This window comes from Rubellimicrobium roseum (genome assembly GCF_006152145.1).
Lineage (GTDB): Bacteria > Pseudomonadota > Alphaproteobacteria > Rhodobacterales > Rhodobacteraceae > Rubellimicrobium > Rubellimicrobium roseum.
Window position 1 is genome coordinate 117,248 of sequence record NZ_VDFV01000008.1, and the last position, 21,681, is coordinate 138,928.

Genomic DNA, 21,681 nt, shown 5'->3' on the forward strand with positions numbered 1-21,681 from the left:
ATCTGCTCGGCCGAGAAGGGCCGCTCCAGCACGGGGTAGCCCAAGGGCTCGTCCGCCTCTTCAGCCTCTCGCCCCGTCAGGACCACGCGGCCCCCTCGCTCGGACACCTTCCGGGCAAGCTGGAACTGCGCGAAATCGGCCGGTCCTGACCGAGCTCGCGCTGCTGGAGCCGGAACCGGCCGAGTCGCGTCCGCTCATGTGACGGGTGGCGCCTCAAGAAATGCCAGGAGCCGCGCTTCGGCGGAGGACAGGCCCGGCAAGGGATCGGGCGGCGGAAGTTCCGGAACCTGACCTGCGAGGTTCAGCACCGCCGGGTGGATATAGGCCTGCTTCGCGACCGTCGGCGTGTTGTGGAGCCGCTGCGACGCGGCCTCGGCCAGCGCCTTGATCTTGGGCGCGTCGCCCTGCTCCAGCCGCTCGAAGGCGGCGAGCGTCCCGGCCCAGGTGCGGAAGGTCTTGGCGGTGAAGGCCAGGCTGTCGTCACCGTCGGCTTCGTCCAGGTATTCGTTTAGCTGGGTGGAGGTCAGGTGATGGGCACGGCCATCCTCGTCCACCCAGGTCAGGAGTTCCGCGCCCGGTAGGTCCGACGCCTTCTCGAGCACCTGCAGCAGCCGGCGATCCTTGAGCGAGCGGCGCACGCGCTGTCCGCTCTTGGCCTTGAAATCGAGCTGGATCTGCCCGTCCCGCAGCTTGACGTGCCTGTTCCGCAAGGTGAGCGCGCCATAGCTGCCGTTCTCGCGGGCGTATTCCTCGTTGCCCACCCGCAGGGACAGCCGGTCGATCAGCGTCACGGCCGCCGCCAGCGCGAAACGCGGGTCGCCCGGCGGCGCCCGGAGGTCGCGGGCCACGCGCGCCCGGATCTGGGGCAACGCATGGCCGAAGTCCACAAGCCGGTCGAACTTGGTGCCGGCGCGGTGAGAGGACCAGTTGGGATGATAGCGGTACTGCTTGCGCTCGCGCTGGTCGTAGCCCGTCGCCTGGAGGTGGCCGTTGGGGAGCGGGCAGATCCAGACGCGCTCATAGGCCGGCGGCACGCCCAGCCGTTCCAGACGCTCGCGCTCGGTGCCCCGCTCGATGGTGGTTCCGTCGGGACCGACATAGGTGAAGCCCTTGCCGCGCTTTCGGCGGTGGATGCCGGGCATCGCGTCGGTTACGTAGACGAGCCCTTCGGGCACCTCCACCGGAACCGCGAGGGAGGAGGCCGCCTCATAGGGGTCCTCGATGATGTCGCCGTCCTTCACGCCGCCACCTCGGGGCTGAGACCCGGCCGGACCGCCGTTGCGGCCCGGCCGGAGCCGCAGCGCCATCCCATTCCGTTGCCGCCCTTGCCCATCATGCCTCTCCCGCCCTCGCAGGGCAGGAACGCCGTGCCCCTGCCCCGGAGTTCCGGCGGCTCAACGGGGCGTGACCCGGAGAATGCGTCCGTCCTCGGCATCGGTGAGGATGAGGAGCGAGCCGTCCTCCTGCGGCTCCACGTCCCGGACACGGCCCAGGTCGCCCAGCATCCGTTCCTCACCCGTCACGCGGTCGCCCTCCAGACGCAGCCGGACAAGGCCGCCGGGGTTGAGCGAGGCGATGATCGCGTCGCCTTGCCAATCGGGGAACAGGTCGCCCTCGTAGAACAGGAGGCCGCCCGGCGCGATGACCGGGTCCCAGTAGTAGACGGGCTCGGCAAAGCCCTCGGCCCGGGGCTCGCCCGTGCCCACGGGCGTCCCGTCGTAATTGAGGCCGTAGCTCACGCCCGGCCAGCCGTAGTTGGTGCTTGCCTCGATGAGGTTCAGCTCGTCCCCGCCCAACGGCCCCATCTCGGTGACCCAGAGCCGCCCCTCGCCGTCGAGGGTCGCCCCCTGGACGTTGCGGTGCCCCAGGGTCCAGACCTCGGGTCGCCCGCCGCCGTTCGCGTAGGGGTTGCCCGACAGCGCCTCGCCGTTCTGCGTCACGCGGACGACCTTGCCCCAGGTGGTCTCGGGGTCGAGCGCGCGCTGCCGCTCGGGCGCGGCGGAGTGCTCGCCGGTGGTGATGAAGACGTTGCCCTCTCCGTCCGGAACGACGCGCGAGCCGTAATGCATCGGGTTCTCGGAGGCGGGCGTCTGCACGAAGATGTCGCGGACATCGGTGAGCTGCGTGCCGTCCTCGGAGAGCGTCCCTCTCCCGGCGGCGGTGGCCACCATGCCGCCTTCCTGGGGCTTGGCATAAGTGAAGAAGACCGTCCGGTCCTGCGCGAAGTCCGGCGACAGCGCCACATCCAGAAGCCCCCCCTGCTCGCGCGGGTCCACCTCGGGCAGGCCCGCGATCGGGTCGGAAAGGGTGCCGTCCGCCGAGACGAGGCGCATCCGGCCCGGACGCTCGGTCACCAGATGGGTCCCGTCCGGGAGCGTGGCTATGCCCCAGGGATGCTCCAGAGGCCCGGCGACGGGTTCCGCCTGCACCGGCGTGTCGGGCAGCGCGGGCGCGCGGGTCTGGTTCTCGAAGGCGGGTTCGTAAGGAGCGTTGGGCGGGCCCTGCTCCACCTGGGCCAGAGCGGGCAGCGGCAGAAGGGCAAGAGCGGTCAGCGTGCGGCGCATGGTCGGGTCTCCGTTCAGGGGGCCTTTGGCCCCTCAACGCACGTCCGGCCCGGTCCGCTTCGTCACGTTCCCTCACGGAGGCGCGAGACGGCCCAGGCGGCCGCGTCGGCCACGGCCGGGTCCCCGGCCTCCAGATGGGCCTGCGCCGACGGCAGGAGCGCCGGGTCGCCCGAGTTGCCGATGGCATAAAGGACGTTGCGCAGGAACCGAGCGAGCCCGATGCGCTTCACGGGGCTGCCGGCGAAGCGGGCGCGGAACGTGGCATCGTCCAACGCCGCGAGATCGGCCAGCGCGGGTGCCTCGTCCTGGCGGAGGTAGCGCAGCTCGGAGGCCGCGACCGCGAACTTGTTCCAGGGGCAGACCGCTAGGCAGTCGTCGCAGCCGTAGATGCGGTTTCCCAGGGCGGGGCGGAACTCCTCCGGCACCGGGCCGCGATGCTCGATGGTGAGGTACGAGATGCAGCGCCGGGCGTCGAGCTGGTAGGGCGCCGGGAAGGCGTCCGTCGGGCAGGCGTCGAGGCAGCGGCGGCAGGAGCCGCAATGCGAGACCTCGGGCGCGTCGGGTGGCAGGTCCACGGTCGTGAAGATCGCTCCGAGGAAGACCCAGTTGCCGAAGTCGCGACCGAGGAGGTTCGTGTGCTTGCCCTGCCAGCCCAGGCCCGCCGCCTGCGCGAGCGGCTTTTCCATCACCGGCGCGGTGTCCACGAAGACCTTGCCCTGGGCCTCCGGCACCTGCTCCAGAAGCCAGCGCAGCAGCCGCTTCAATCGCGGCTTGACCGTGTCGTGATAATCCTTGCCTTGCGCGTAGACGCTGACCGCGCCGCGGTCGGGGTGGCGCAGAACATCCAAGGGGTCTTGCGCGGGCGCGTAGCTGTCGGCCAGCATGACAACCGAGCGCGCCTCGGGCCAGAGCGCGGCGGGGTCGCCCCGCCAGTGGGCGCGGTCGGCCATCCAGTCGAGCTGCCCATGGCGGCCTTCGGCGAGGAAGGTCCGCAGCCGTCCCATGGCCTCCGGGATCGCGTCAGGGCGGCAGATCCCCAGGGCGGCGAATCCGGCCGCGCGCGCCTCCTCGGCCAGCCGGGCCTTGAGCGCCGGCCCATCGACCTCGTGCAGATGCGCCGGGGGAGGCGAAGCCCCCCTGCCCCGGTCAGAAGTCGAGGTCCGCATAATGCACGGCCGGGCGGAATCCCGGCACCTGGTCCGCGAGGATCGACCGGAAGGCCGGCCGGGACTTGATCTTGGCGTACCAGTCCTTGACGGCCTCGTACTTGTCCCAGGGCACGTCCGACACGTAATCCAGGCAGGAGAGCTGCGCCGCCGCCGCGAAGTCGGCGAGAGTCATGTCGTTGCCGGCAAGCCAGCGGCGCGATTCCAGAAGGAAGGTCATGTAGCCCAGGTGGGTCTTGATGTCCCGCGAGCCCGCCTTGACGGCAGCCGAGTCCGGCACGCCGCCGCCACGGAGCTTCTTGAACACCCGCTCGCCCATCAGCTTGGCGGTCACCTCGCGGTGGAACTTGTCGTCGAACCAGGCGCAGAGGCGGCGCACCTCGTAACGGCCCTCGGTGTCGCGGGGGAAAAGCGGCGGCGTGGGCACCGCCTCGTCGAGATATTCGCAGATGGCTTGGCTGTCGCAGTAGTGGCGACCGTTCATGCGCAGAACGGGGACCTGGCCGGCCGGGTTGCGGCGGAGGAACTCGATCCCCTGCTCCCAGTAGCGCTCCTCCACGAGCTCCACCTCGATGCGCTTCTCGCCCAAGGCGAGGCGCACTTTCCGGGAGAACGGGGACAGCGGGTAATGGTACAGGCGATTCATGCGCGGATCGTCCGGGAACTGGGGGGAAGCTCCCGACCCATGCCGCAACCGTCCCCGGCGTTCAAGGTCTCAGGGCGCCGAAGGGCGCTGGAAGCAGGAGGCGCGGCCATCGGCCGCGATGGTCGCAGCGCCGTCGAGGATGCCCCGCGCCCGCGCCCGCAGCGAGTCCGTGGGGTCGGCCGGATCGCGGTGCTTGGGGTCGGGCAGAATCGCGGCGAGCCGCGCGGCCTGCACCTCGGTGAGCTCGGAGGCCCGGACGCCGAACCAGTGGTGCGCCGCGGCCTCGACTCCGAAGACGCCCTCGCCGAACTCGGCCACGTTGAGGTAGACCTCGAGGATGCGCCGCTTGGACCAGAAGGCCTCCATGACGGGCGTGAGCGCGGCCTCAACGGCCTTGCGCGTCCAGCTCCGCCCTTGCCAGAGGAACACGTTCTTGACCACCTGCTGGCTGATCGTCGAGGCGCCGCGGGCGCTGCCTTCCTCGGCGGCCTGCCGGATGGCGTCCAAGTCGAGGCCCCAATGGTTGCAGAACTCGGCGTCCTCGGCCGCCACGGCCGCGCGGGCCATGACCGGCGCGATATCCTCGAGCGGAACCCAGGCCTGGTCGACGCCGCCGAGCCGCCGGCCCTCGCTCAGCATGTAGGGTGTCGTCGGCGGGTCCACCGCGCCGAAGAGGGCCACGGTCCCCAGCACGAGGACCAGGAGGCCCAGCATCCCGCGCGCGAGGAGGCCGCGCGGACTCCGACGGGGCGGCGGGGACTCCTCCAGGGGGATGGTCTTACGGGGTCGGCGGGGGCGCGGCTCGCGCGGAGGGAGGATCACGGCGTCCTCGATAGGCCCGTCGTCCTGGGGGACGACGGCCCGCGATTCCCGTTCCGTCTTCCTGCCCGACGACCGTGCCATGCCCCTTCCCTTGCCGCGCCGCGCCGGGCGCGGTCAAGGGTTGCCCCTAGGGCGGCTCAGGGTTCCTCGGTCATCGCGCCGCCCGAGGGACCGGGCACGGCGGCGGCCGGCGCCGCCGCCGGGGCGCCGCCCAGCGCGGGCGCGGGCGCGGCGGCCATCGAATCCTCGGTCGGCGACACCGGCGGGGGCGGCGGGGTGGTCGGAGAGGCGCTGCCCGACAGGCGGGCGCGCAGGCGCTCCTCGAGGTCCTGAGGCAGCGAGGTCTGCAGCACGCGCCCTCCGAGCCCGCCCAGCCGGTCGAGCGCGCGATCGGCGGTGAACTTCCGCAGGAGCACCGCCAGCGCCGCCCCGCCGCTTTCGAGGCTGCCGCCCACCTCGCGCAGGAAATCGTCGTCGATGCCCAAGTCGGTGAGCGACCCGGAGAGCGCCCCCGCCCCCGCGCCCACCGCCGCGCCCAGGAGCGGGTTGAGGAACAGGAGCCCCACCAGAGTGCCCCAGAGCGTGCCGCCCATGGCCCCGGCCGCCGTCATGTTCACGGCCTGATGAAGCTGGACCTGCCCCTCGGCCGAGCGGGTGACGACCACCACGTCCTCCATTTCCACGAGGTAGTCCTTCTGGAGGCTCACGAACTCGGCGCGCGCCCGGAAGGCGCTGGCGTCGTCCGGAAAGGCGATCACGATGAGGTCGGACATGGGGTTCCCCTTCTTCTTCGGCGGGTCCGGCCGATCCGCGACCCGTCGGGACGGAACATAGCACGCAGTCCCGGAGCGGGAACCGCAGGGACGCGGCTGGGGACCGTCCCCCAAAAACGACTTAATCCCGCGCGGCCCCTGCTTCTGTGCCCGTGTCTCGGGTCATCGGCAGGCCGCCCCCTCGGGCGGGCTTGAGTCTGCAGGGGCGCCGGGGAGGATCTCCCGGTCCCGATATGGGGGCGGCTCAACGTCGCGCGCCGATGGACGCCCGTGGGGGCGCAAGCCTGTTCATGCTCTCCGTTCCCCGGGTCCTGCATGGCCGCGCCGCGCCCCCGTCCGGTGCGCCCGAGGCGCAGGGGTGTCGGCGCAGGCGGAAGGTGGCCCGGCTGTGTCGTGTCCGATGAGGCCAGGTTGCCCCGGAGGAATTAACAAAGCGTTACAGCACCGAACGGTCCTCCCCCGGTTCACGCAACACCTCGGGGCCTGCCGATGCGGGGGGCATCGGGCCGGGATGCGCCCGGATGGGGGATGGCCGACTGGATGCTTGCCGGGTTCGGGGGACCGTGGCAGCCTTGCGCCAAGGCCCGCATCATCCCTCGTCCGCTGCCGGAGGCATCGCCATGGCCTGGTTCACCTTCACCGACTCGTCGCGGGAGGTCTTCGTCCTCCGCCTGACCGACCCCGACCTCGTCACCCATGCGCGGGAGCTGCTGGGCGGCGAGGAGGCCGATCCCCGCATCGGCGGCGTCGTGGTCAAGACGGCCGTGCCCTACAACATAGGCTGGTCCTACCATCTCGACCCCGCCCGCGCGTTCTTCTTCGAGATGTCCACCGAGGTGGGCGACTCGACGATGCGTTACATCGAGAACCATCTGGCGGAGGTCGGGGGCGAGCTCCTGCCCGGAAGCGTCTGGACGGGCTGGTCATCGGAGCTCACCGGCGAACTGAAGGTCAAGTCAGGCGATGATGGCACGGACCTGCTGCGCGGGACCGATGCGGCCGACCTCCTGTTCGGGCGGGGCGGGCGCGACGCCCTCTATGGCCGCGGCGGGGACGATCATCTGGCGGGAGGCTCGGGGAGCGACCTGCTGATCGGTGGGCAGGGCGGGGACAAGCTGGGCGGGGAGAAAGGGAACGACGTCCTGCTGGGCGGCCGGGGCCGCGACGTCCTGCTGGGCGGCGCGGGCGAGGACCGGTTGGAGGGCGGTTCGGGCATTGACCGCCTGACCGGCGGCGCGGATCGCGACACCTTCCTCCTGCGCTCGGGAAGCGGCGCGGACCGGGTGCTCGACTTCGAGGACGGGGACGGGACGGAGGACCGGATCGACCTGCGGCTCTTCTTTCTCGACAGTTTCGCCGAAGTGGAGCGGATCGCGCGGGGGGACGACCTGCTCCTGCGCGTCGAGGACGAGAGCCTGCGCCTCGTGGGCTATCTTGCCGAGCGAGATCTGGCCGACTTCGGGCGGGACGACGTGCTTCTGTAACGTTCGGGCGAGGCGATCCGCATCCCCCGGCGCCACGACGTCGATCGCAGGCCGTCGATGACAGACCGCCACGCCGCCCTGTGCCGGCCGGCTCCGGGTTGCCCGGCTCGCCACGGCTGTTTCACGTGAAACAGACAGGACGGGCGCGCGGAAGAACCGCGCGCCCAGGGATGCGTCACTCGGCCGGGAGCGCCAGCTCCTCGCGGGCGAGCGGGTGCTTGAGATGCGGCAGCATCTCCTTGGGGCAGACCTGCACGAACTGCCCGACTGCGCCGGCCCAGTCGTTCAGGATCTCCGAGCCCCGGCGCGAGCCGGTCTCGGCCACGTGCCGCTCCACGAGGCTGCGGAGTTGCTCCTCCCAGTGGGGGACGGTCACGGGGCAGGTCACGAGCGACTCCATGTTCATGAGCGCCCGCGCCCGGCCCTGCGGGTCCCAGACATAGGCCATGCCCCCGGTCATGCCGGCGCCGAAGTTGGCGCCGATGCGGCCCAGGATCACGGCCACGCCGCCGGTCATGTACTCGCAGCCGTTGGTGCCGCAGCCCTCGACCACCACCGACGCGCCCGAGTTGCGCACCGCGAAGCGTTCGCCCGCGCGGCCTGCGGCGAAGAGGACGCCGCCCGTGGCCCCGTAGAGGACGGTGTTGCCGATGATCGTATTCTCGGCGGCGACGAGGCTGGAGGCCATCGCAGGCTTGACCACGATGGTGCCGCCCGAGAGGCCCTTGCCCACGTAGTCGTTCGCGTCGCCCTGCACCTCGATCTTGAGGCCGGGGGCGGCGAAGGCGCCGAGGGACTGGCCCGCCGTGCCGGTCAGCTTGACCGTCAGGTGGTCAGGCTGGAGGTTGTTCCGCATCCCGAAGCGCTTGACGATGTGGGACGACACGCGGGTGCCGATGGTGCGGTCGGTGTTCCGCACGGCATAGGCGAGCTGCATCTTCTCCCCGTCCTCGAGGAAGCGGGCGGCGTCCTTGACGATCTCCGCGTCCAGCGTGTCGGGGACCGCGTTGCGGGGCTTGTTGCGGTCGTAGACGGTCGTCCGCGCGCCATCGACGGTGATGAGGAGCGGGTTCAGGTCGAGGTCGTCGAGGTGCTTGGAGCCGCGGGAGACCTGGGTGAGGAGGTCGGCGCGGCCGATCACCTCGTCGAGGCTCCGCGCGCCGATGGAGGCCAGGATTTCCCGGACTTCGGTGGCGTAGAAGGTGATGAGGTTCACCACCTTGTCCGCGGTGCCGGTGAACTTGGCGCGCAGCGCCTCGTTCTGGGTGCAGACGCCCACGGGGCAGGTGTTGGACTGGCACTGCCGGACCATGATGCAGCCCATGGCGATCAGGGCGGCGGTGCCAATGCCGTATTCCTCGGCCCCCATCATCGCGGCCATGACGATGTCGCGGCCGGTGCGCAGGCCGCCGTCCGTGCGCAGCGTCACGCGGCTGCGCAGGTTGTTCATGCTGAGAACCTGATGCGCTTCCGTAAGACCCATCTCCCAGGGGAGGCCCGCGTACTTGATCGAGGTCGCGGGGGAGGCCCCGGTGCCGCCGTTGTGGCCCGAGATGAGGATCACGTCGGCCTTGGCCTTGGCCACGCCCGCGGCGATGGTGCCCACGCCCGAGGACGACACCAGCTTCACGCAGACCTTGGCCCGGGGGTTGATCTGCTTGAGGTCGTAGATGAGCTGGGCGAGGTCCTCGATCGAGTAGATGTCGTGGTGCGGCGGCGGCGAGATGAGCGTCACGCCAGGGGTGGAGTGGCGCAGCCGGGCGATGAGGGCCGTGACCTTCATGCCGGGAAGCTGGCCGCCCTCGCCGGGCTTGGCGCCTTGGGCGACCTTGATCTCCAGCTCCTCGCAGGCGTTGAGGTATTCGGCCGTGACGCCGAAGCGCCCGGAGGCCACCTGCTTGATCTTGGCAGACGGGTTGTCGCCGTTCGCCTCGGGCAGGAAGTGCGCCGGGTCCTCGCCGCCCTCGCCCGAGTCGGACTTGGCGCCGATGCGGTTCATCGCGACGTTGAGGGTCTTGTGCGCCTCGGGCGATAGCGCGCCCAGCGACATGCCGGGGGTCACAAAGCGCTTGCGGATCGCGGTGATCGACTCGACCTGCTCGATGGGGATCGGCTGGCCCAAGGGCTTGATGGCCAGGAGGTCCCGCAGGTGGATCGGCGGGTTGGCCTGCATGGCCTTGCTGTATTGCTGCCAGAGCTCATAGGATGCCCGGTCGCACGCGCTTTGCAGCATGTGCATGGTCGTCGCTTCCCAAGCGTGCTTCTCGCCCGCGCGGCGCGCCTTGTAGAAGCCGCCGATAGGCAGGATGCCCGTGGGGCCGTGCCAGCCCTTGGCGTGGACCTCTTCCTGCTTCTTCTGCAGGCCGATGAGGCCGATGCCCGAGATGCGGGAATGCATCCCGGGGAAGTATTCGGCGACCATGGCGCGGCTCAGGCCCACGGCCTCGAAGTTGAGACCGCCGCGGTAGGACGAGATCACCGAGATGCCCATCTTGGACATGATCTTCAGGAGGCCCGCATCGATCGCGGCACGGTAGCGGCGCATCGCGTCGACGAGCGTGCCGTCGAGCAGCCCGCGTTCGATGCGGTCGGCGATGGAATCCTGCGCGAGGTAAGCGTTCACCGTGGTCGCGCCGCAGGAGATCAGCACCGCGAAGTAGTGCGGGTCGATGCATTCGGCGGACCGCACGTTCAGCGACGTGAAGGTGCGCAGGCCCTTGCGGGTGAGCCAGGAATGCACCGCGCTGGTCGCGAGGATCATCGGCATCGGGACGCGGCCCTCGTCCTGATGCTCGTCGGTCAGCACGAGATGCGCCGCGCCCGAGCGGACGGCGTCCTCGGCCTCGGCGCGGATGCGCTCGAGCCCCTGCCGCAGCGCGTCGGGCCCGGCCTGGAAGGTGCAGTCGATGAAGGCCACGGCCCCGCCGAACTGCCCGACCATGACGTCGAACTCGGCGTTGGCGATGAAGGGGCTTTCGAGGACCAGGATCTCGGTCTGCGACGAGTCCTCGCTCAGCACGTTCTTGAGGTTGCCGAAGCGGGTCTTGAGCGACATCACCCGCCCCTCGCGGAGCGAGTCGATGGGCGGGTTCGTCACCTGGGAGAAGTTCTGGCGGAAGTAGTGCGAGAGCGGCCGGTACTGGGACGACAGCACCGCGGCGGGCGTGTCATCGCCCATCGAGGCCACCAGCTCCTTGCCGTCCTCGGCCATGGGGGCGAGGACCTGCTCCAGCTCCTCGACCGAGTAGCCCGCCGCGATCTGGCGGCGGCGCAGCTCCTCGCCCGCGAAGAGCGCCGTCTCGGGCACGTCGCGCAGGAGCGCGTTGAGGTCCACGACCTTCTCGACCCACTGACCGAAGGGCTGGGCGGAGGCGAGCTTGTCCTTGATCTTTACGTCGTGGAAGAGGCGCCCTTCCTCCATGTCCACGGCGATCATCTGGCCGGGGCCGAGCGCGCCCTTCTCGACGACGTTGCGCTCCTCGACCGGGACCATGCCCGCCTCGGAGCCGGCGACCAGCAGGCCGTCGCGGGTGACGACATAGCGCAGCGGGCGCAGGCCGTTGCGGTCGAGCCCGCCGCAGACCCAGCGGCCGTCGGTCATGGCCAGCGCCGCCGGGCCGTCCCAGGGCTCCATGATCGAGTTGCAGTAGGCGTACATGTCCTGCCACGCCCTGGGCATCTCGCCGGTCATCTTGGACCAGGCCTCGGGGACGAGGATGGTCTTGGCCATGGGGGCGGAGCGGCCCGCGCGGACCAGCACCTCGAAGACCGAGTCGAGCGCGCCCGAGTCGCTGGTGCCCGAGGGGATGATCGGCTTGATGTCCTCGGCCATGTCGCCGAAGGCGTCCGAGGACATGCGGATCTCGTGGCTCCGCATCCAGTTCACGTTGCCCTTGAGCGTGTTGATCTCGCCGTTGTGGGCGAGCATGCGGAAGGGCTGCGCGAGCGACCACTGGGGGAAGGTGTTTGTGGAATAGCGCTGGTGGAAGATGGCGAAGGCGGATTCGAACCGCTCGTCGAGCAGGTCGGGGTAGAAGACGGCGACCTGCTCGGCCAGCATCATGCCCTTGTAGATGATCGAGCGGCAGGAGAGCGAGGCGAGGTAGAGCCCGGCGATCTGCGCGGCCACGGCCGCCTTCTCGATCCGGCGGCGGATGATGTAGAGTTCGCGCTCGAATTCCTCGGCGTCGAGGTCCTTCTCGCAGCGGATCAGGATCTGCTCGATCTCGGGGCGCGTGGCGTTGGCCTTCTCGCCCAGCACGCTGATGTCCACGGGGACGTGCCGCCAGCCGTAGATGTAGTGGCCCATGCGGAGGACCTCGGTCTCCACGATGGTCCGGCAGCGCTCCTGCGCGCCGAAGTCGGTGCGCGGCAGGAAGACCTGGCCCACGGCGATGAGCTTGCCCATGTCGGGCTCGTGGCCGGTCTGGCGCACCTGGTCGTGGAAGAAGCGCACGGGGATCTGGACATGGATGCCCGCGCCGTCGCCGGTCTTGCCGTCGGCGTCGACGGCGCCGCGGTGCCAGACGGCCTGGAGCGCCTGGATGCCCTTCTCGACCACCCCGCGCGAGGGCGTGCCGTCGATGGCGACCACGAGGCCCACGCCGCAGGAGGCGTGCTCGTCATCCGCCTTGTAGAGCGAATGCTCGTGCATCCAGGCGCGCTTGGCTTCCTCGGCCTTGACCCAGGATTCGTCAAAGGTGGTCGTCATGGGTCATCTCCTTCGATGAAGGGGTTCTGCTGTTCGTAGTCGGCGCGGGTCTTGCGCGGGTGGTCGCCGTCGAGCCGGGCCGATTCCATGGCGCGGTCGACGTAGATCTCGGACCGGAGCGGCCAGTCGCGGGCCTCGTCGAAGAGGCCGGGCATCAGCTCGTAGCCTGCGTCCCGGGGCTCGCCGCCCTCGTCCTGATCGCGGAACCACAGGTGGGTTCCGCAGGCGGGACAGAAGCCGCGCCGGGCGAAGGCGGAGCTCTGGAACTCGCGCACCTCGCCCTCGACCGTGACCGAGGCGGCGGGCGCGGAGAAGCACAGGAAGAGGCCGCCCGACCAGCGCTGGCACATGCGGCAATGGCAGGCGCCGACGCGGGGGTCATGGGCACCCTCCACCGTGACGGTGACGGCCCCGCAGAGGCAGCGGCCAGTGAGATGGGCGGGCATGCTATTCACTGCTCATCCCCACCGATAGCCTTTTTCGCCCGCTCCATCGCCCACCCAGGTGAGAGGCTCTGGCGTCGGTTGGATGTGGAACTCTATACCTAGGTTATCCCTGTCGACCATGTCACGAGGCGTGATCTCATAGCTCAAGATCGTGCCCTGGCGGTACGATGGGAGAGCTTTAGCCTCATGGAGGGCTACTAGGGCGCCACGTTTAAGGCTCGCCTTAACAAGGTCTTCAGCTACGACCCAAGAGCCAGTTCGGAAGGTGCCGTTGGCCTCTTTGATAACGCCACGGTCACCGGAACAGACAAAGTGGTACTCAGTCACGACACCAGCGCGCCGGTTGCGAACTGTAGCGCCTGCCTTAACCTGCGCCATTCGTTCGACCCTAGCTGTCAACTCGGCATCACAGAGCACGGTCAGATCAGGCGCCCCCAACCTCATCGATCGCTCCCGAAGGTCCTGAAGACGTTCGGTAGGCAAATCCCTCAACTTCTCAGCCGTCCACGAATGTTTTGTGGAGACAGTTAGACCAGACTTAGCCTTCGAACTTTGGGCCATCACCCTTGCCCTCCTAAGACCGGGGACATCAAAGGTGCGCCCCAGGATGACATCGTCTCGCCGCAGCCGTACTTGGGATTGACGGACAGGAAGCCGCGCTCGCCGGGGAAGATGAACTCCTTCGGCGTGTCGTCCGCCTCGGAAACCTCCTCGCCCGCGACGACCGAGCTGCGCCCCGACAGGAACATCCGCCAGTCGCGGCTGATGTATTCGTTGCCGGTGGAGCGCCAGGACTCGTTGCCCTCGGCGTCGTAGGCGGTGATCTGGTATTCGGTCCGGTCGAGCGTGACGCCGTCGATGGTGACCGTCTCGCCCGTGAGGCGGTCCGAGCCCACGAAGCGGGTGGGGCCGAACGGATCGGAATTGGTCACGAAGTCGAAGCTGTCCTGCCCGTCCGACACCAAGGCGTCGAAGCTCGCGGGGTCCTTGGGATTCGGGGCCAGCGTCTCGCGGCTGCCTGACAGGACGTGGAAGGACTCGACCCACTGCGTCTCGCGATCGATGGCGCCGAAGTAGGTGATCCCCTCCTCGTCCATGTCGACGCGGCGCTGCCAGCCTTCGGGGTCGGCTTCGCAGGTGAAGTGGTGCGACACGCTGCAGGAGGAGGCCTGCACGGTGAGATAGGCCGTGCAGCCCTGGGGTGGCTGGAAGGTGCGGCTTGGCCCGGGGGCCTCCTGCGCGAGGGCGGGGGCGGCGAGGAGCAGGGGAAGGGCGAGGAAGAGGCGCATGAAGCGTGTCCTGTGATGCGGGTGGGGCTGGGACGGGTGTCCCCTGCCCTGCCTCCCCTGTCGAGGAGCGAATGCCTTACTCGGCGGCGACCCGGGTCCCGGCGGTCGCGGCCTGGCTGAGATACTGGAGGATCGCCGCCGCGGACTCGCGGCCGTCGCGGATCGCCCAGACCACGAGGCTCGCGCCCCGCACGATGTCGCCCGCGGCATAGACGCCGTCGAGCGAGGTCCGCCCCGAGCCGAACTCGGCGCGCACCGTGCCCCAGCGGGTCACTTCGAGGCCCGGCGTGCCCCAGAGCGCGGGCAGCGCCTCGGGCTCGAAGCCCAGAGCCTTGACCACGAGGTCGGCGCCTTCGAGCACCACCTCGCCCGCGGGCTCGGGCGAGCGGCGGCCGGAGGCGTCGGGGGCGCCGAGGCGCATCTTCTGGACCTGCACCCCTTCGACCGAGTCGCCCACGAAGCCTTCGGGGGCGGAGAGCCAGACGAACTCGACACCCTCCTCCTCGGCGTTGGCGACCTCGCGCTGGGAGCCGGGCATGTTGGCCCGGTCGCGGCGGTAGAGGCACTTGACCGAGGACGCGCCCTGCCGGATCGCGGTGCGCACGCAGTCCATGGCCGTGTCGCCGCCGCCGATGACGACGACGCGCTTGCCAGCGGCGTTCAGGGTGCCCTCGTCGAACTCGGGCACCTCGTCGCCGAAGCACTTGCGGTTCGAGGCGGTGAGATAGTCGATGGCGCGGACGATGCCGCGGGCAGCCGAGCCAGGCGCCTCGATGTCGCGGCTCTTGTAGACGCCCGTGGCGATCAGCACGGCGTCGTGGCGCCCGCGGATGGCGTCGAAGCTGAGGTCCTCGCCCACGTTGCAGTCGAGCACGAACTCCACGCCGCCGTCGCGCAGGTGCTCGATGCGGCGCATCACCACGTCCTTCTCGAGCTTGAAGCCCGGAATGCCATAGGTCAGCAGGCCTCCGGCGCGGTCGTAGCGGTCGTAGACCGTGACCTGCACGCCCGCGCGGCGCAGCGTGTCGGCGCAGGCGAGCCCCGCCGGGCCCGCGCCGATGATGCCGACGGACTCGGAGCGCTCGACGGAGGGGCGGATGGGCTTGACCCAGCCTTCCTCCCAGGCGTTGTCGGTGATGAAGCGCTCCACGGACCCGATGGTGACGGTGCCGTGGCCCGACTGCTCGATGACGCAGTTGCCCTCGCAGAGGCGGTCCTGCGGGCAGATGCGGCCCGTGAACTCAGGAAAGTTGTTGGCGGCCTGCGCGATCTCGTAGGCTTCCTGCAGGCGGCCCTCGGCGGTCAGGCGCAGCCAGTCGGGGATGTTGTGGTGCACCGGGCAGTGGGACTGGCAATAGGGCACGCCGCATTGCGAGCAGCGCGAGGCCTGCTCGGCGGCCTTGGGCTTGGCGAAGTCGCCGTAGATCTCGAGGAAGTCGTGGCGACGCTCCTCGGCGGTCCGCTTCTCGGGCATGTCGCGGCCGAGGGTGACGAACTTGAGCATTTTCTCGACGGCCACGACGCATCCTCCTGACGCTGGGTCGGAGATGCGTCTAAGCCACCGTCGCACTCAAAGCAAGTCAGCAATGCTGACCTAACCCTTGGTATTCTGCCGCCCTACCCGTCGGATCGCGCAAGATTCCGCAAATTATAGGTCAGTCACACTGACCTTATCTGTCAGAACCCCAACGCCAGCAGGGCCAGAGCCCCGGTGCCCACGATGATTCGCCACCAGCCGAAGAGCGCGTAGCCCTTCTGGCTCACGTAGCCCAAGAGCCAGCGGACCACGGCGAGGCCGCTCAGGAACGCCATGGCGAAGCCCACGGCGATCAGGCCCATGTCGCCGAAGTCGAGCACGTCACGGTTCTTGTAGAGGTCGTAAGTCACCGCCCCCGCCATCGTCGGCAGCGACAAGAAGAACGAGAACTCCGCCGCCGCCCGCTTGGACACGCCCAGGAGCAGCGCCCCCACGATGGTCGAGCCCGAGCGCGACACGCCCGGCACCATGGCGAGGCACTGGAAGAGCCCGATGCCGAACGCCGTCTTCAGCGGCAGGCGGTCGGCCTCGTGGTGGCGGGGCGTCAGCGCCATGCGGTCCACGAAGAGGAGCACGACGCCGCCCAGGATCAACATGACCGCGATGAGGACGGGGGTCTCGAAGAGCACGGTCTTGATGACGTCGTGCAGGACCGCGCCCAAGGCCGCCGCCGGGAGGAAGGCGAGGAGCACCGCCCCGATGAAGTGCCGCGCCACCGGGTCGCGATGGGCCGAGCCGAAGACCCAGGCCAGCTTGCCCAGGTAAACGGTGACGATGGCCAGCACCGCGCCGAGCTGGATCACCACCTCGAACGTCCGGCCCGCGCTCTCGAAGCCCAGGAAGTGGCCGGCGAGCAGCAGGTGGCCCGTCGAGGAGACGGGGATGAACTCGGTCGCCCCTTCCAGCACCCCCAGGAGAGCGGCGGTCAGCGTCTCCGGCACGGCCATGGGGAAGGCGGCGACCTCGGAGGAGGACGCGAGGGCCGCGGCGGCCGGCAGGGTCATGTCGTGCTCCTCGGGAGAGCGTCAGCCGCGCAGGTTGCGCGCCGACTCCTGGATGGCGGCGTACTGGCCCTGCGGGCGGAAGCGCCACAGGTAGTCGGGCAGCACAGCTTCGAGCGCGGTGGGGGTGATGCCCAGCGCCTCGAAGCCCGTCGCGCCGGCGGTGGCGACGTTGTGCGACCGGAGCGAGGCCACCTGATCGCGGGTGATGGGCTGGGGCGCGAGGCCCCCGGTGAGCGTGGCGCCGAGGCCGAAGCCCCGCGCCATGAGGCCCGCGAGCCAGAAGGGCAGGTTCAGGACGAGCCGGCGGCGGCGGATCACCCCGAGCATGAGGTCCATCAGCTCGCGGAAGGTCATCGCCTCGGGGCCGGCGAGCTCGTAGACGCCGGGGGCGGCCTCGCCCGTCACGGCCTTCTGCGCGGCGGCGGCGACGTCATCGACCCAGACGGGCTGGAACAGGGTGTTCGCGCCCACGACCGGCAGGACCGGCCCGCGCGAGGCCATGGTGGCGAAGCGGTTGAAGAACGAATCCTCCTGCCCGAAGATCACCGAGGGGCGCAGGATCACGGCGTGGGGCATGTGGCGCAGGACCGCCGCCTCGCCCGCGGCCTTGGAGCGAGCGTATTCGCTGCCGGCCTCGGCGCCGGCGCCCAGGGCGGAAATCTGGACAAGCCGGCGCACGCCCTGTTCGAGGCAGAGGCGCGCGATGCGCTCGGCCCCCTGGACGTGGATGGCGTCGAAACTGTTGCGCCCGCCCATGTCGAAGGTGCCCACGCAGTTCACCGCCGCATCGGCGCCCGCCAGCGCCTCGCGCACCGAGTCGTCGTCGCGGATGTTGCAGAAGGTGGGGACGACCTGGCCCACATGCCCGTAGGTGCGCACGAAGCCGGCCTCGTCGGGGCGGCGGACGGCGATGCGGATGCGCCAGCCCTCCTTGGCGAGGCGCCGCGCGATGTAGCGCCCGAGGAAGCCCGAGCCCCCGAAGATCGTCACCAGCTTCGCCATGGGCCGTCCCCTCCTGCGTGTCCGCGATGCATCTACCGCCCGCGATGCCCGCGGGCAAGCGCAACCGACCCCTGTTGACACCCCCTGACACTCACCTTAAGAGCCTCCCCACACCCCGTGCCCAGGTGGTGGAATTGGTAGACGCGCTGGTTTCAGGTACCAGTGTCCGAAAGGACGTGGAGGTTCGAGTCCTCTCCTGGGCACCACTTTCCCCGAGAAAGTGAACTAGCAGGCGGCACTTAACCGCTGAGGCTACGATCTAATCCACCCTTTTATCCACCCAGAGATGCCTCATTGGGCACACAGCTGGGATGGACCAGAGCGCTCTGTCTGAGGCATGTCAGGCGAGCACTGCGAGGCCTCGCAGCGCGGCTGGTGAGGGGGTTCACACAACTATGTTCCAGGTCAACCGCGCCGAGAACCGCATCCGACGGTTGGAAGAGCGACGCTTTGGCGAGCTCGGCCTCCGCGAGCGTGACCACTTGCAGGAGTGGCTCGCCGGCCTGCCCGACGCGCTGGGCGAAGAGCTCCTTATCATTCAGAAGGAGTTCGACGGCTTCGCCGACACGCGCGAGCGGCTGGATCTCCTCGCGCTCGACAAGGAAGGTCAGCTCGTCGTCATCGAGAACAAGCTCGACGACTCGGGCCGGGACGTCACGTGGCAGGCACTCAAGTATGCCGCCTACTGCTCCAGCCTGACCAAGGCGCAGATCGTCGACATCTACCAGAGCTACCTCGACCGCCACGAAAAGGGCAGCCGCGCCGCCGAGCGCATCTGCGAGTTCCTAGGCGCGGAGGACATCGAGGAGGTCCAGCTCAACGTCGGTAACGGCCAGAGGCTCATGCTTGTTGCCGCAAACTTCCGAAAAGAGGTTACAGCGGCGGTGCTCTGGCTGCTGAGCCACGGCATCCGCGCACAGTGCTTCCGCGTCGTGCCCTTCAGCCACGGCGAGGAGCTGTTTCTTGACCTCCAGCAGATCATTCCGACGCCCGAGGCCGCCGACTTCATGATCGGCATGGCCACGAAGGAAACAGAGGAAAAAACCATCCAAGCCGTCCAGAAGCCGCGCCACCTGTTGCGTCATGCCTTCTGGGAGCAGGCTCTCGAACAACTCCGCGCCGCAGGGATCAGCCGCTTCAACTCCATAAACCCATCGCAGGACCACTGGCTGAACGCGGCGACGGGCATGTCCGGTGTTACCTTCACCCTGATCTTCTCAAAGGACGAAGCGCGGGTGGAGGTAGGAATCACGCGCAACGACGCGGTTGAGAACAAGTGGGTCTTCGACAAGCTCCACGAGCAAAAAGAGCAGCACGAGACCAAGTTTGGTGTCCCACTCGACTGGCTACGGCTCGACGACAAGAAGGCCTGTCGGATCGCTTGCGCACAGCCTTTTGAGGGCTACAACCGCGAGAACTGGCCGGCCATGATCGACTGGATGACCGACCATATGCGGCGCCTGCAGGACACCTTCACTGGGCCCCTGGCGACCCTGAACGGCAAGCTCAAGAACGGCCAGGGCCCGGCGTGAGCTTACCTTCCCGGTCTGGCCGCGAGGTGCATGCCGCGCAAGCTGTCATCCAGCAACACTCGTCGTTCTGTAGCGCGGCCAATCTACCAAGCCGACAGTGGTAATGCGTTCAACTCTGACCGGATCTGCCGCCATCGCGGCAGATGAGCGTCCAGAACTGCGACAAAGCTCTCGTCATGGCGACTGGATATGAGGTGAGCCAACTCATGCAGGATCACGTAGTCGATAGCTTCGACGGGCTTCTGCGAAAGCTCTTCGTTGAGCCAGATGATGCGGCTGCCGGGATTGCAGCTTCCCCACTTGGTCTTCATCTTGCGAAGGCCCCAGGAGGTCGGGGCGACACCCAATACCTCTGACCAGTCAGCGATCCTCGGCGCCGCAACGCGTCGAAGCTGGGTGCGGTGCCAGTTCCTCATCCACCTACGGCGGTCCTCCACCGTGCTGCCTTCAGGCACGAGAAAGCTGAGGCGATCAGCTCCCTGCTTGGCAATGCTATGGACCTTCTTCTTCCAAGGGGTGACATCCAGGCGCAGCGGTCGGCCGAACAGGAAGTGGGTCTCGCCCGACACGAGTTGACGGGGGGCTTGCCGATCCTGGGCCAAGAATTGGGCCTGCTTTCGTCTGATCCAACCCATGCGGGTCAGCACCGCAATCCGGATCGCATCAATGCTGAGCACCTCGGGAGCTGCAACGCGAACATAGCCGTTGGGCGGATAGACCCCGATATGTAAGTTCTTGATCTTCTTCCGGTGCACCTCGACGTCGGTGCCGCCGATGGTCAAAGTTTCAATACTCACTGTGACTCTTCAGGACCTCCAAGATCCGCTCCACCGCTGCCTGGTCCGACAGGCATGCCTCAAGGCAGCGCTTCACTCTCCGCTCCTTCATAGCATGACCGCGCCATCCATGCGGCGCAGTGGCTCGAACCGCCGTGTCCACCGTCAAGGCAAGGTCAGCGTCTTCCCCGAGGTTGTCGAACAAGGCCTTCCTTCCGGGCGTGTTCATCGCGTCGGGATAGCTCCTGCCATGCCCAGCCTTCACATCCCTGACCAGAGCAGCAATCCTCTCGAGATACTCGGCATAGGCGATCGCCTCACCTCGCCTCTGCTGGACCAGAGTGCTGAGTAGCTCCGACATCTTCTCGTAGAAGCGAGGGTTGACGGGTGATTCATCGATGATGAGCTTTCGGACATTGTTCTCGATGGCCTCGGCTACGTTCTCGCGCTTCGTCTTGGCCGCGGCGGGCAGGTCATCCTCGACGGCAGCGCCCTTGGTGCTGATGAGGTCAATCAGGCTAATGTCGTCGAGACGCGACACCACCTTGGAATCTTCGGCCCGGATGTAGGTGTCGATGAGGTGGCGCATCGCCGGCTCGTAGAGCTTTAGATCAACAGCGTCGCCGCTGTGGAGGCGCACCGCATCGCGAATGCCAACGGCCCGCTCGACTTCATTCCGATAGCCGGCAAGTTCAAGGTGGTTAAACTCCGACTCCGCAGGCTCGGCTGCAACGTTTCCGTATGCGCGCGCATAGCGCCCCGCGAGACTGTAGAGGGCCTGCCGTCGGCGCTCCTTTTCCTCAGCCTCTGGGTCACAATCAATCCCTTGGGGGCTTGAGAAGTATGCGAAGATCTCATCATCCCCTTTTGGTTGATCAACAGCATCGAGTAGGCCGAACCAGGCGTCGCGCGCCGCCAGCAGATCCTGATCCGCGCGTTCTACACGATTGCTGATCAGCCCCTTCACATCTTCCTTATCGAAGGCGTCGAAGGCCTCGGAGGTGTAGTCGTCGACGGCGCGTTCGATGTTCCTGAACAGGTCCTTGTAGTCGACGACGTAGCCGAAGTCCTTGTCATCGCCATCAAGCCGGTTCACCCGGCAGATCGCCTGGAAAAGGCCGTGGTCCCGCATCTGCTTGTCGAGATAGATGTAGGTAGCCGTCGGCGCATCGAAGCCCGTTAGGAGGCGGCTGACGACGATCAGCAGCTTCATGCGGCCGGGCTCCTTCTTGAAGAGCTTCAGCGCCTCCTCCTCGTAGTCCTCCTCCGATGTCTCGCCGAGCAGATCCTGGTAAACCCGGTGCACATACTGCTTCTCGGTTTCCCCCATGCCAGTCTCTTCGCCGGTGATCTCAGGGGCGGCGCGCTTGTAGGAGGTGACGATCGCACACTTGTTGGCCAGCACTGAGCCGGACTTGCGGAAGATTTCGAAGAACCGGCACGCTTCGGGAATGGAGCCGGCCACCAGCATGGCGTTGCCCAACCCTGACTTCAGGCGGGGCTTCATCTCCATGTCCATGATGATGTCGCTGGCGATCTGCTCGAGGCGGTCCTTGCTGGAGAGCACGCGTTGCAGGGTGCCCCAGCGCTGCTTTAGAGTGGCCTTCGCGACGGGCGTCAGTCCGCTGGTCTTCGCCTCGAACCACGCGTCGATCTTACCCGGCGCGGTAATGCGTTGATCGATGTCGCGGGCCTCATAGCGCAGGTCCAACACCACACCGTCCTCAACGGCTTCGTCGAAGCGATAGGGCGTCCCGATATAGGGACCGAAGGTTTGGAGAGAGGACTCCCGGTCGGACCGCAGCAGGGGTGTGCCGGTGAAGCCGATGAACATGGCGTCCGGCAGGATTTGCCGCATCGCTGTTGATTTCCACCCGGAACTGAGCCGGGTAGGCGCGTAATTTCCACTGAGATTTGAGCCATGTGACC

General features: G+C 68.2%; 16 protein-coding genes and 1 tRNA gene. 3 read left to right on the top strand and 14 right to left on the bottom strand.

What is annotated here, in order from left to right; translation table 11 throughout:
* Positions 1 to 194: 194 nt before the first annotated feature.
* The 6 genes from FHG71_RS08710 to FHG71_RS08735 all read right to left on the bottom strand — a co-directional run bounded on the left by FHG71_RS08710 (position 195) and on the right by FHG71_RS08735 (position 5,971).
* Positions 195 to 1,241 (bottom strand): DNA topoisomerase IB, encoded by a 1,047-nt coding sequence (locus FHG71_RS08710; protein ID WP_246045389.1) that lies wholly within the window; start codon positions 1,239 to 1,241, stop codon positions 195 to 197.
* A 153-nt stretch (positions 1,242 to 1,394) separates the two neighbouring features.
* Positions 1,395 to 2,564 (bottom strand): PQQ-dependent sugar dehydrogenase, encoded by a 1,170-nt coding sequence (locus FHG71_RS08715; RefSeq protein ID WP_139081239.1) that lies wholly within the window; start codon positions 2,562 to 2,564, stop codon positions 1,395 to 1,397.
* A 62-nt stretch (positions 2,565 to 2,626) separates the two neighbouring features.
* Positions 2,627 to 3,730: a tRNA epoxyqueuosine(34) reductase QueG gene (gene queG, locus FHG71_RS08720; RefSeq protein WP_139081240.1), complete on the bottom strand. Its 1,104-nt coding sequence runs from the start codon at positions 3,728 to 3,730 to the stop codon at positions 2,627 to 2,629.
* Positions 3,711 to 4,376 (bottom strand): FtsZ-binding protein FzlA, encoded by a 666-nt coding sequence (gene fzlA, locus FHG71_RS08725; RefSeq protein WP_139081241.1) that lies wholly within the window; start codon positions 4,374 to 4,376, stop codon positions 3,711 to 3,713. The genes queG and fzlA overlap by 20 nt, the downstream gene beginning before the upstream one ends.
* A 69-nt stretch (positions 4,377 to 4,445) precedes the next feature.
* On the bottom strand, positions 4,446 to 5,279 hold the full coding sequence (mtgA, locus tag FHG71_RS08730) for a monofunctional biosynthetic peptidoglycan transglycosylase (RefSeq protein WP_139081242.1): 834 nt from the start codon (positions 5,277 to 5,279) through the stop codon (positions 4,446 to 4,448).
* A 56-nt stretch (positions 5,280 to 5,335) separates the two neighbouring features.
* Positions 5,336 to 5,971 carry a DUF1269 domain-containing protein gene (locus tag FHG71_RS08735; RefSeq protein ID WP_139081243.1) on the bottom strand — a complete coding sequence of 212 codons (636 nt, stop codon included), beginning with the start codon at positions 5,969 to 5,971 and terminating at the stop codon, positions 5,336 to 5,338.
* A 620-nt stretch (positions 5,972 to 6,591) separates the two neighbouring features.
* On the opposite strand from FHG71_RS08735, the gene FHG71_RS08740 reads away from it, so the two are divergent.
* The gene (locus tag FHG71_RS08740; protein WP_176559344.1) at positions 6,592 to 7,455 is read left to right on the top strand and encodes a BP74-related protein; all 864 of its coding nucleotides are present in this window, start codon (positions 6,592 to 6,594) and stop codon (positions 7,453 to 7,455) included.
* 175 nt (positions 7,456 to 7,630) lie between these two features.
* On the opposite strand, the gene gltB is transcribed toward FHG71_RS08740, so the two are convergent.
* The 6 genes from gltB to FHG71_RS08770 form a co-directional block, all read right to left on the bottom strand.
* The gene (gltB, locus tag FHG71_RS08745) at positions 7,631 to 12,166 is read right to left on the bottom strand and encodes a glutamate synthase large subunit (protein WP_139081245.1); all 4,536 of its coding nucleotides are present in this window, start codon (positions 12,164 to 12,166) and stop codon (positions 7,631 to 7,633) included.
* Entirely contained in the window at positions 12,163 to 12,612 is a 450-nt protein-coding gene (locus FHG71_RS08750; protein ID WP_139081246.1) for a GFA family protein, read from the bottom strand. Before FHG71_RS08750 ends, gltB begins: the two co-directional genes overlap by 4 nt.
* A gap of 560 nt (positions 12,613 to 13,172) precedes the next feature.
* Positions 13,173 to 13,901, bottom strand: coding sequence for a hypothetical protein (locus FHG71_RS08755; RefSeq protein WP_139081247.1), 729 nt, complete (start codon positions 13,899 to 13,901; stop codon positions 13,173 to 13,175).
* Positions 13,902 to 13,977: 76 nt separating this feature from the next.
* Positions 13,978 to 15,420: an NAD(P)-dependent oxidoreductase gene (locus FHG71_RS08760; RefSeq protein ID WP_139081248.1), complete on the bottom strand. Its 1,443-nt coding sequence runs from the start codon at positions 15,418 to 15,420 to the stop codon at positions 13,978 to 13,980.
* Positions 15,421 to 15,578: 158 nt separating this feature from the next.
* Positions 15,579 to 16,385 carry an undecaprenyl-diphosphate phosphatase gene (locus tag FHG71_RS08765; protein WP_139081262.1) on the bottom strand — a complete coding sequence of 269 codons (807 nt, stop codon included), beginning with the start codon at positions 16,383 to 16,385 and terminating at the stop codon, positions 15,579 to 15,581.
* A 78-nt stretch (positions 16,386 to 16,463) separates the two neighbouring features.
* Positions 16,464 to 17,444, bottom strand: a complete 981-nt coding sequence (locus tag FHG71_RS08770) for a complex I NDUFA9 subunit family protein (RefSeq protein WP_139081249.1) — start codon at positions 17,442 to 17,444, stop codon at positions 16,464 to 16,466.
* A 119-nt stretch (positions 17,445 to 17,563) separates the two neighbouring features.
* Here FHG71_RS08770 and FHG71_RS08775 point away from each other — a divergent pair.
* A tRNA-Leu gene (locus tag FHG71_RS08775) sits at positions 17,564 to 17,650 on the top strand.
* Positions 17,651 to 17,839: 189 nt separating this feature from the next.
* Positions 17,840 to 18,976 (top strand): DUF4268 domain-containing protein, encoded by a 1,137-nt coding sequence (locus tag FHG71_RS08780; RefSeq protein ID WP_139081250.1) that lies wholly within the window; start codon positions 17,840 to 17,842, stop codon positions 18,974 to 18,976.
* A gap of 83 nt (positions 18,977 to 19,059) precedes the next feature.
* On the opposite strand, the gene FHG71_RS08785 is transcribed toward FHG71_RS08780, so the two are convergent.
* Both FHG71_RS08785 and FHG71_RS08790 read right to left on the bottom strand, forming a co-directional pair.
* Complete coding sequence (locus FHG71_RS08785) at positions 19,060 to 19,773, bottom strand: M48 family metallopeptidase (RefSeq protein WP_139081251.1); 714 nt, start codon at positions 19,771 to 19,773, stop codon at positions 19,060 to 19,062.
* Positions 19,763 to 21,681, bottom strand: a 1,919-nt coding sequence (locus tag FHG71_RS08790; RefSeq protein ID WP_176559345.1) for a type I restriction endonuclease subunit R, incomplete at its 5' end; no start/stop codon positions are given. The genes FHG71_RS08790 and FHG71_RS08785, both read right to left, overlap by 11 nt.

What these genes read in the sequence shown, in the direction of transcription:
- fzlA (WP_139081241.1), bottom strand. Translation starts at nt 4,376, where the DNA reads ATGAATCGCCTGTACCATTACCCGCTGTCCCCGTTCTCCCGGAAAGTG.
- FHG71_RS08715 (WP_139081239.1), bottom strand. Translation starts at nt 2,564, where the DNA reads ATGCGCCGCACGCTGACCGCTCTTGCCCTTCTGCCGCTGCCCGCTCTG.
- FHG71_RS08765 (WP_139081262.1), bottom strand. Translation starts at nt 16,385, where the DNA reads ATGGCCGTGCCGGAGACGCTGACCGCCGCTCTCCTGGGGGTGCTGGAA.
- queG (WP_139081240.1), bottom strand. Translation starts at nt 3,730, where the DNA reads ATGCGGACCTCGACTTCTGACCGGGGCAGGGGGGCTTCGCCTCCCCCG.
- FHG71_RS08740 (WP_176559344.1), top strand. Translation starts at nt 6,592, where the DNA reads ATGGCCTGGTTCACCTTCACCGACTCGTCGCGGGAGGTCTTCGTCCTC.
- FHG71_RS08780 (WP_139081250.1), top strand. Translation starts at nt 17,840, where the DNA reads ATGTTCCAGGTCAACCGCGCCGAGAACCGCATCCGACGGTTGGAAGAG.
- FHG71_RS08750 (WP_139081246.1), bottom strand. Translation starts at nt 12,612, where the DNA reads ATGCCCGCCCATCTCACTGGCCGCTGCCTCTGCGGGGCCGTCACCGTC.
- mtgA (WP_139081242.1), bottom strand. Translation starts at nt 5,279, where the DNA reads ATGGCACGGTCGTCGGGCAGGAAGACGGAACGGGAATCGCGGGCCGTC.
- FHG71_RS08770 (WP_139081249.1), bottom strand. Translation starts at nt 17,444, where the DNA reads ATGGCGAAGCTGGTGACGATCTTCGGGGGCTCGGGCTTCCTCGGGCGC.
- gltB (WP_139081245.1), bottom strand. Translation starts at nt 12,166, where the DNA reads ATGACGACCACCTTTGACGAATCCTGGGTCAAGGCCGAGGAAGCCAAG.
- FHG71_RS08755 (WP_139081247.1), bottom strand. Translation starts at nt 13,901, where the DNA reads ATGCGCCTCTTCCTCGCCCTTCCCCTGCTCCTCGCCGCCCCCGCCCTC.
- FHG71_RS08735 (WP_139081243.1), bottom strand. Translation starts at nt 5,971, where the DNA reads ATGTCCGACCTCATCGTGATCGCCTTTCCGGACGACGCCAGCGCCTTC.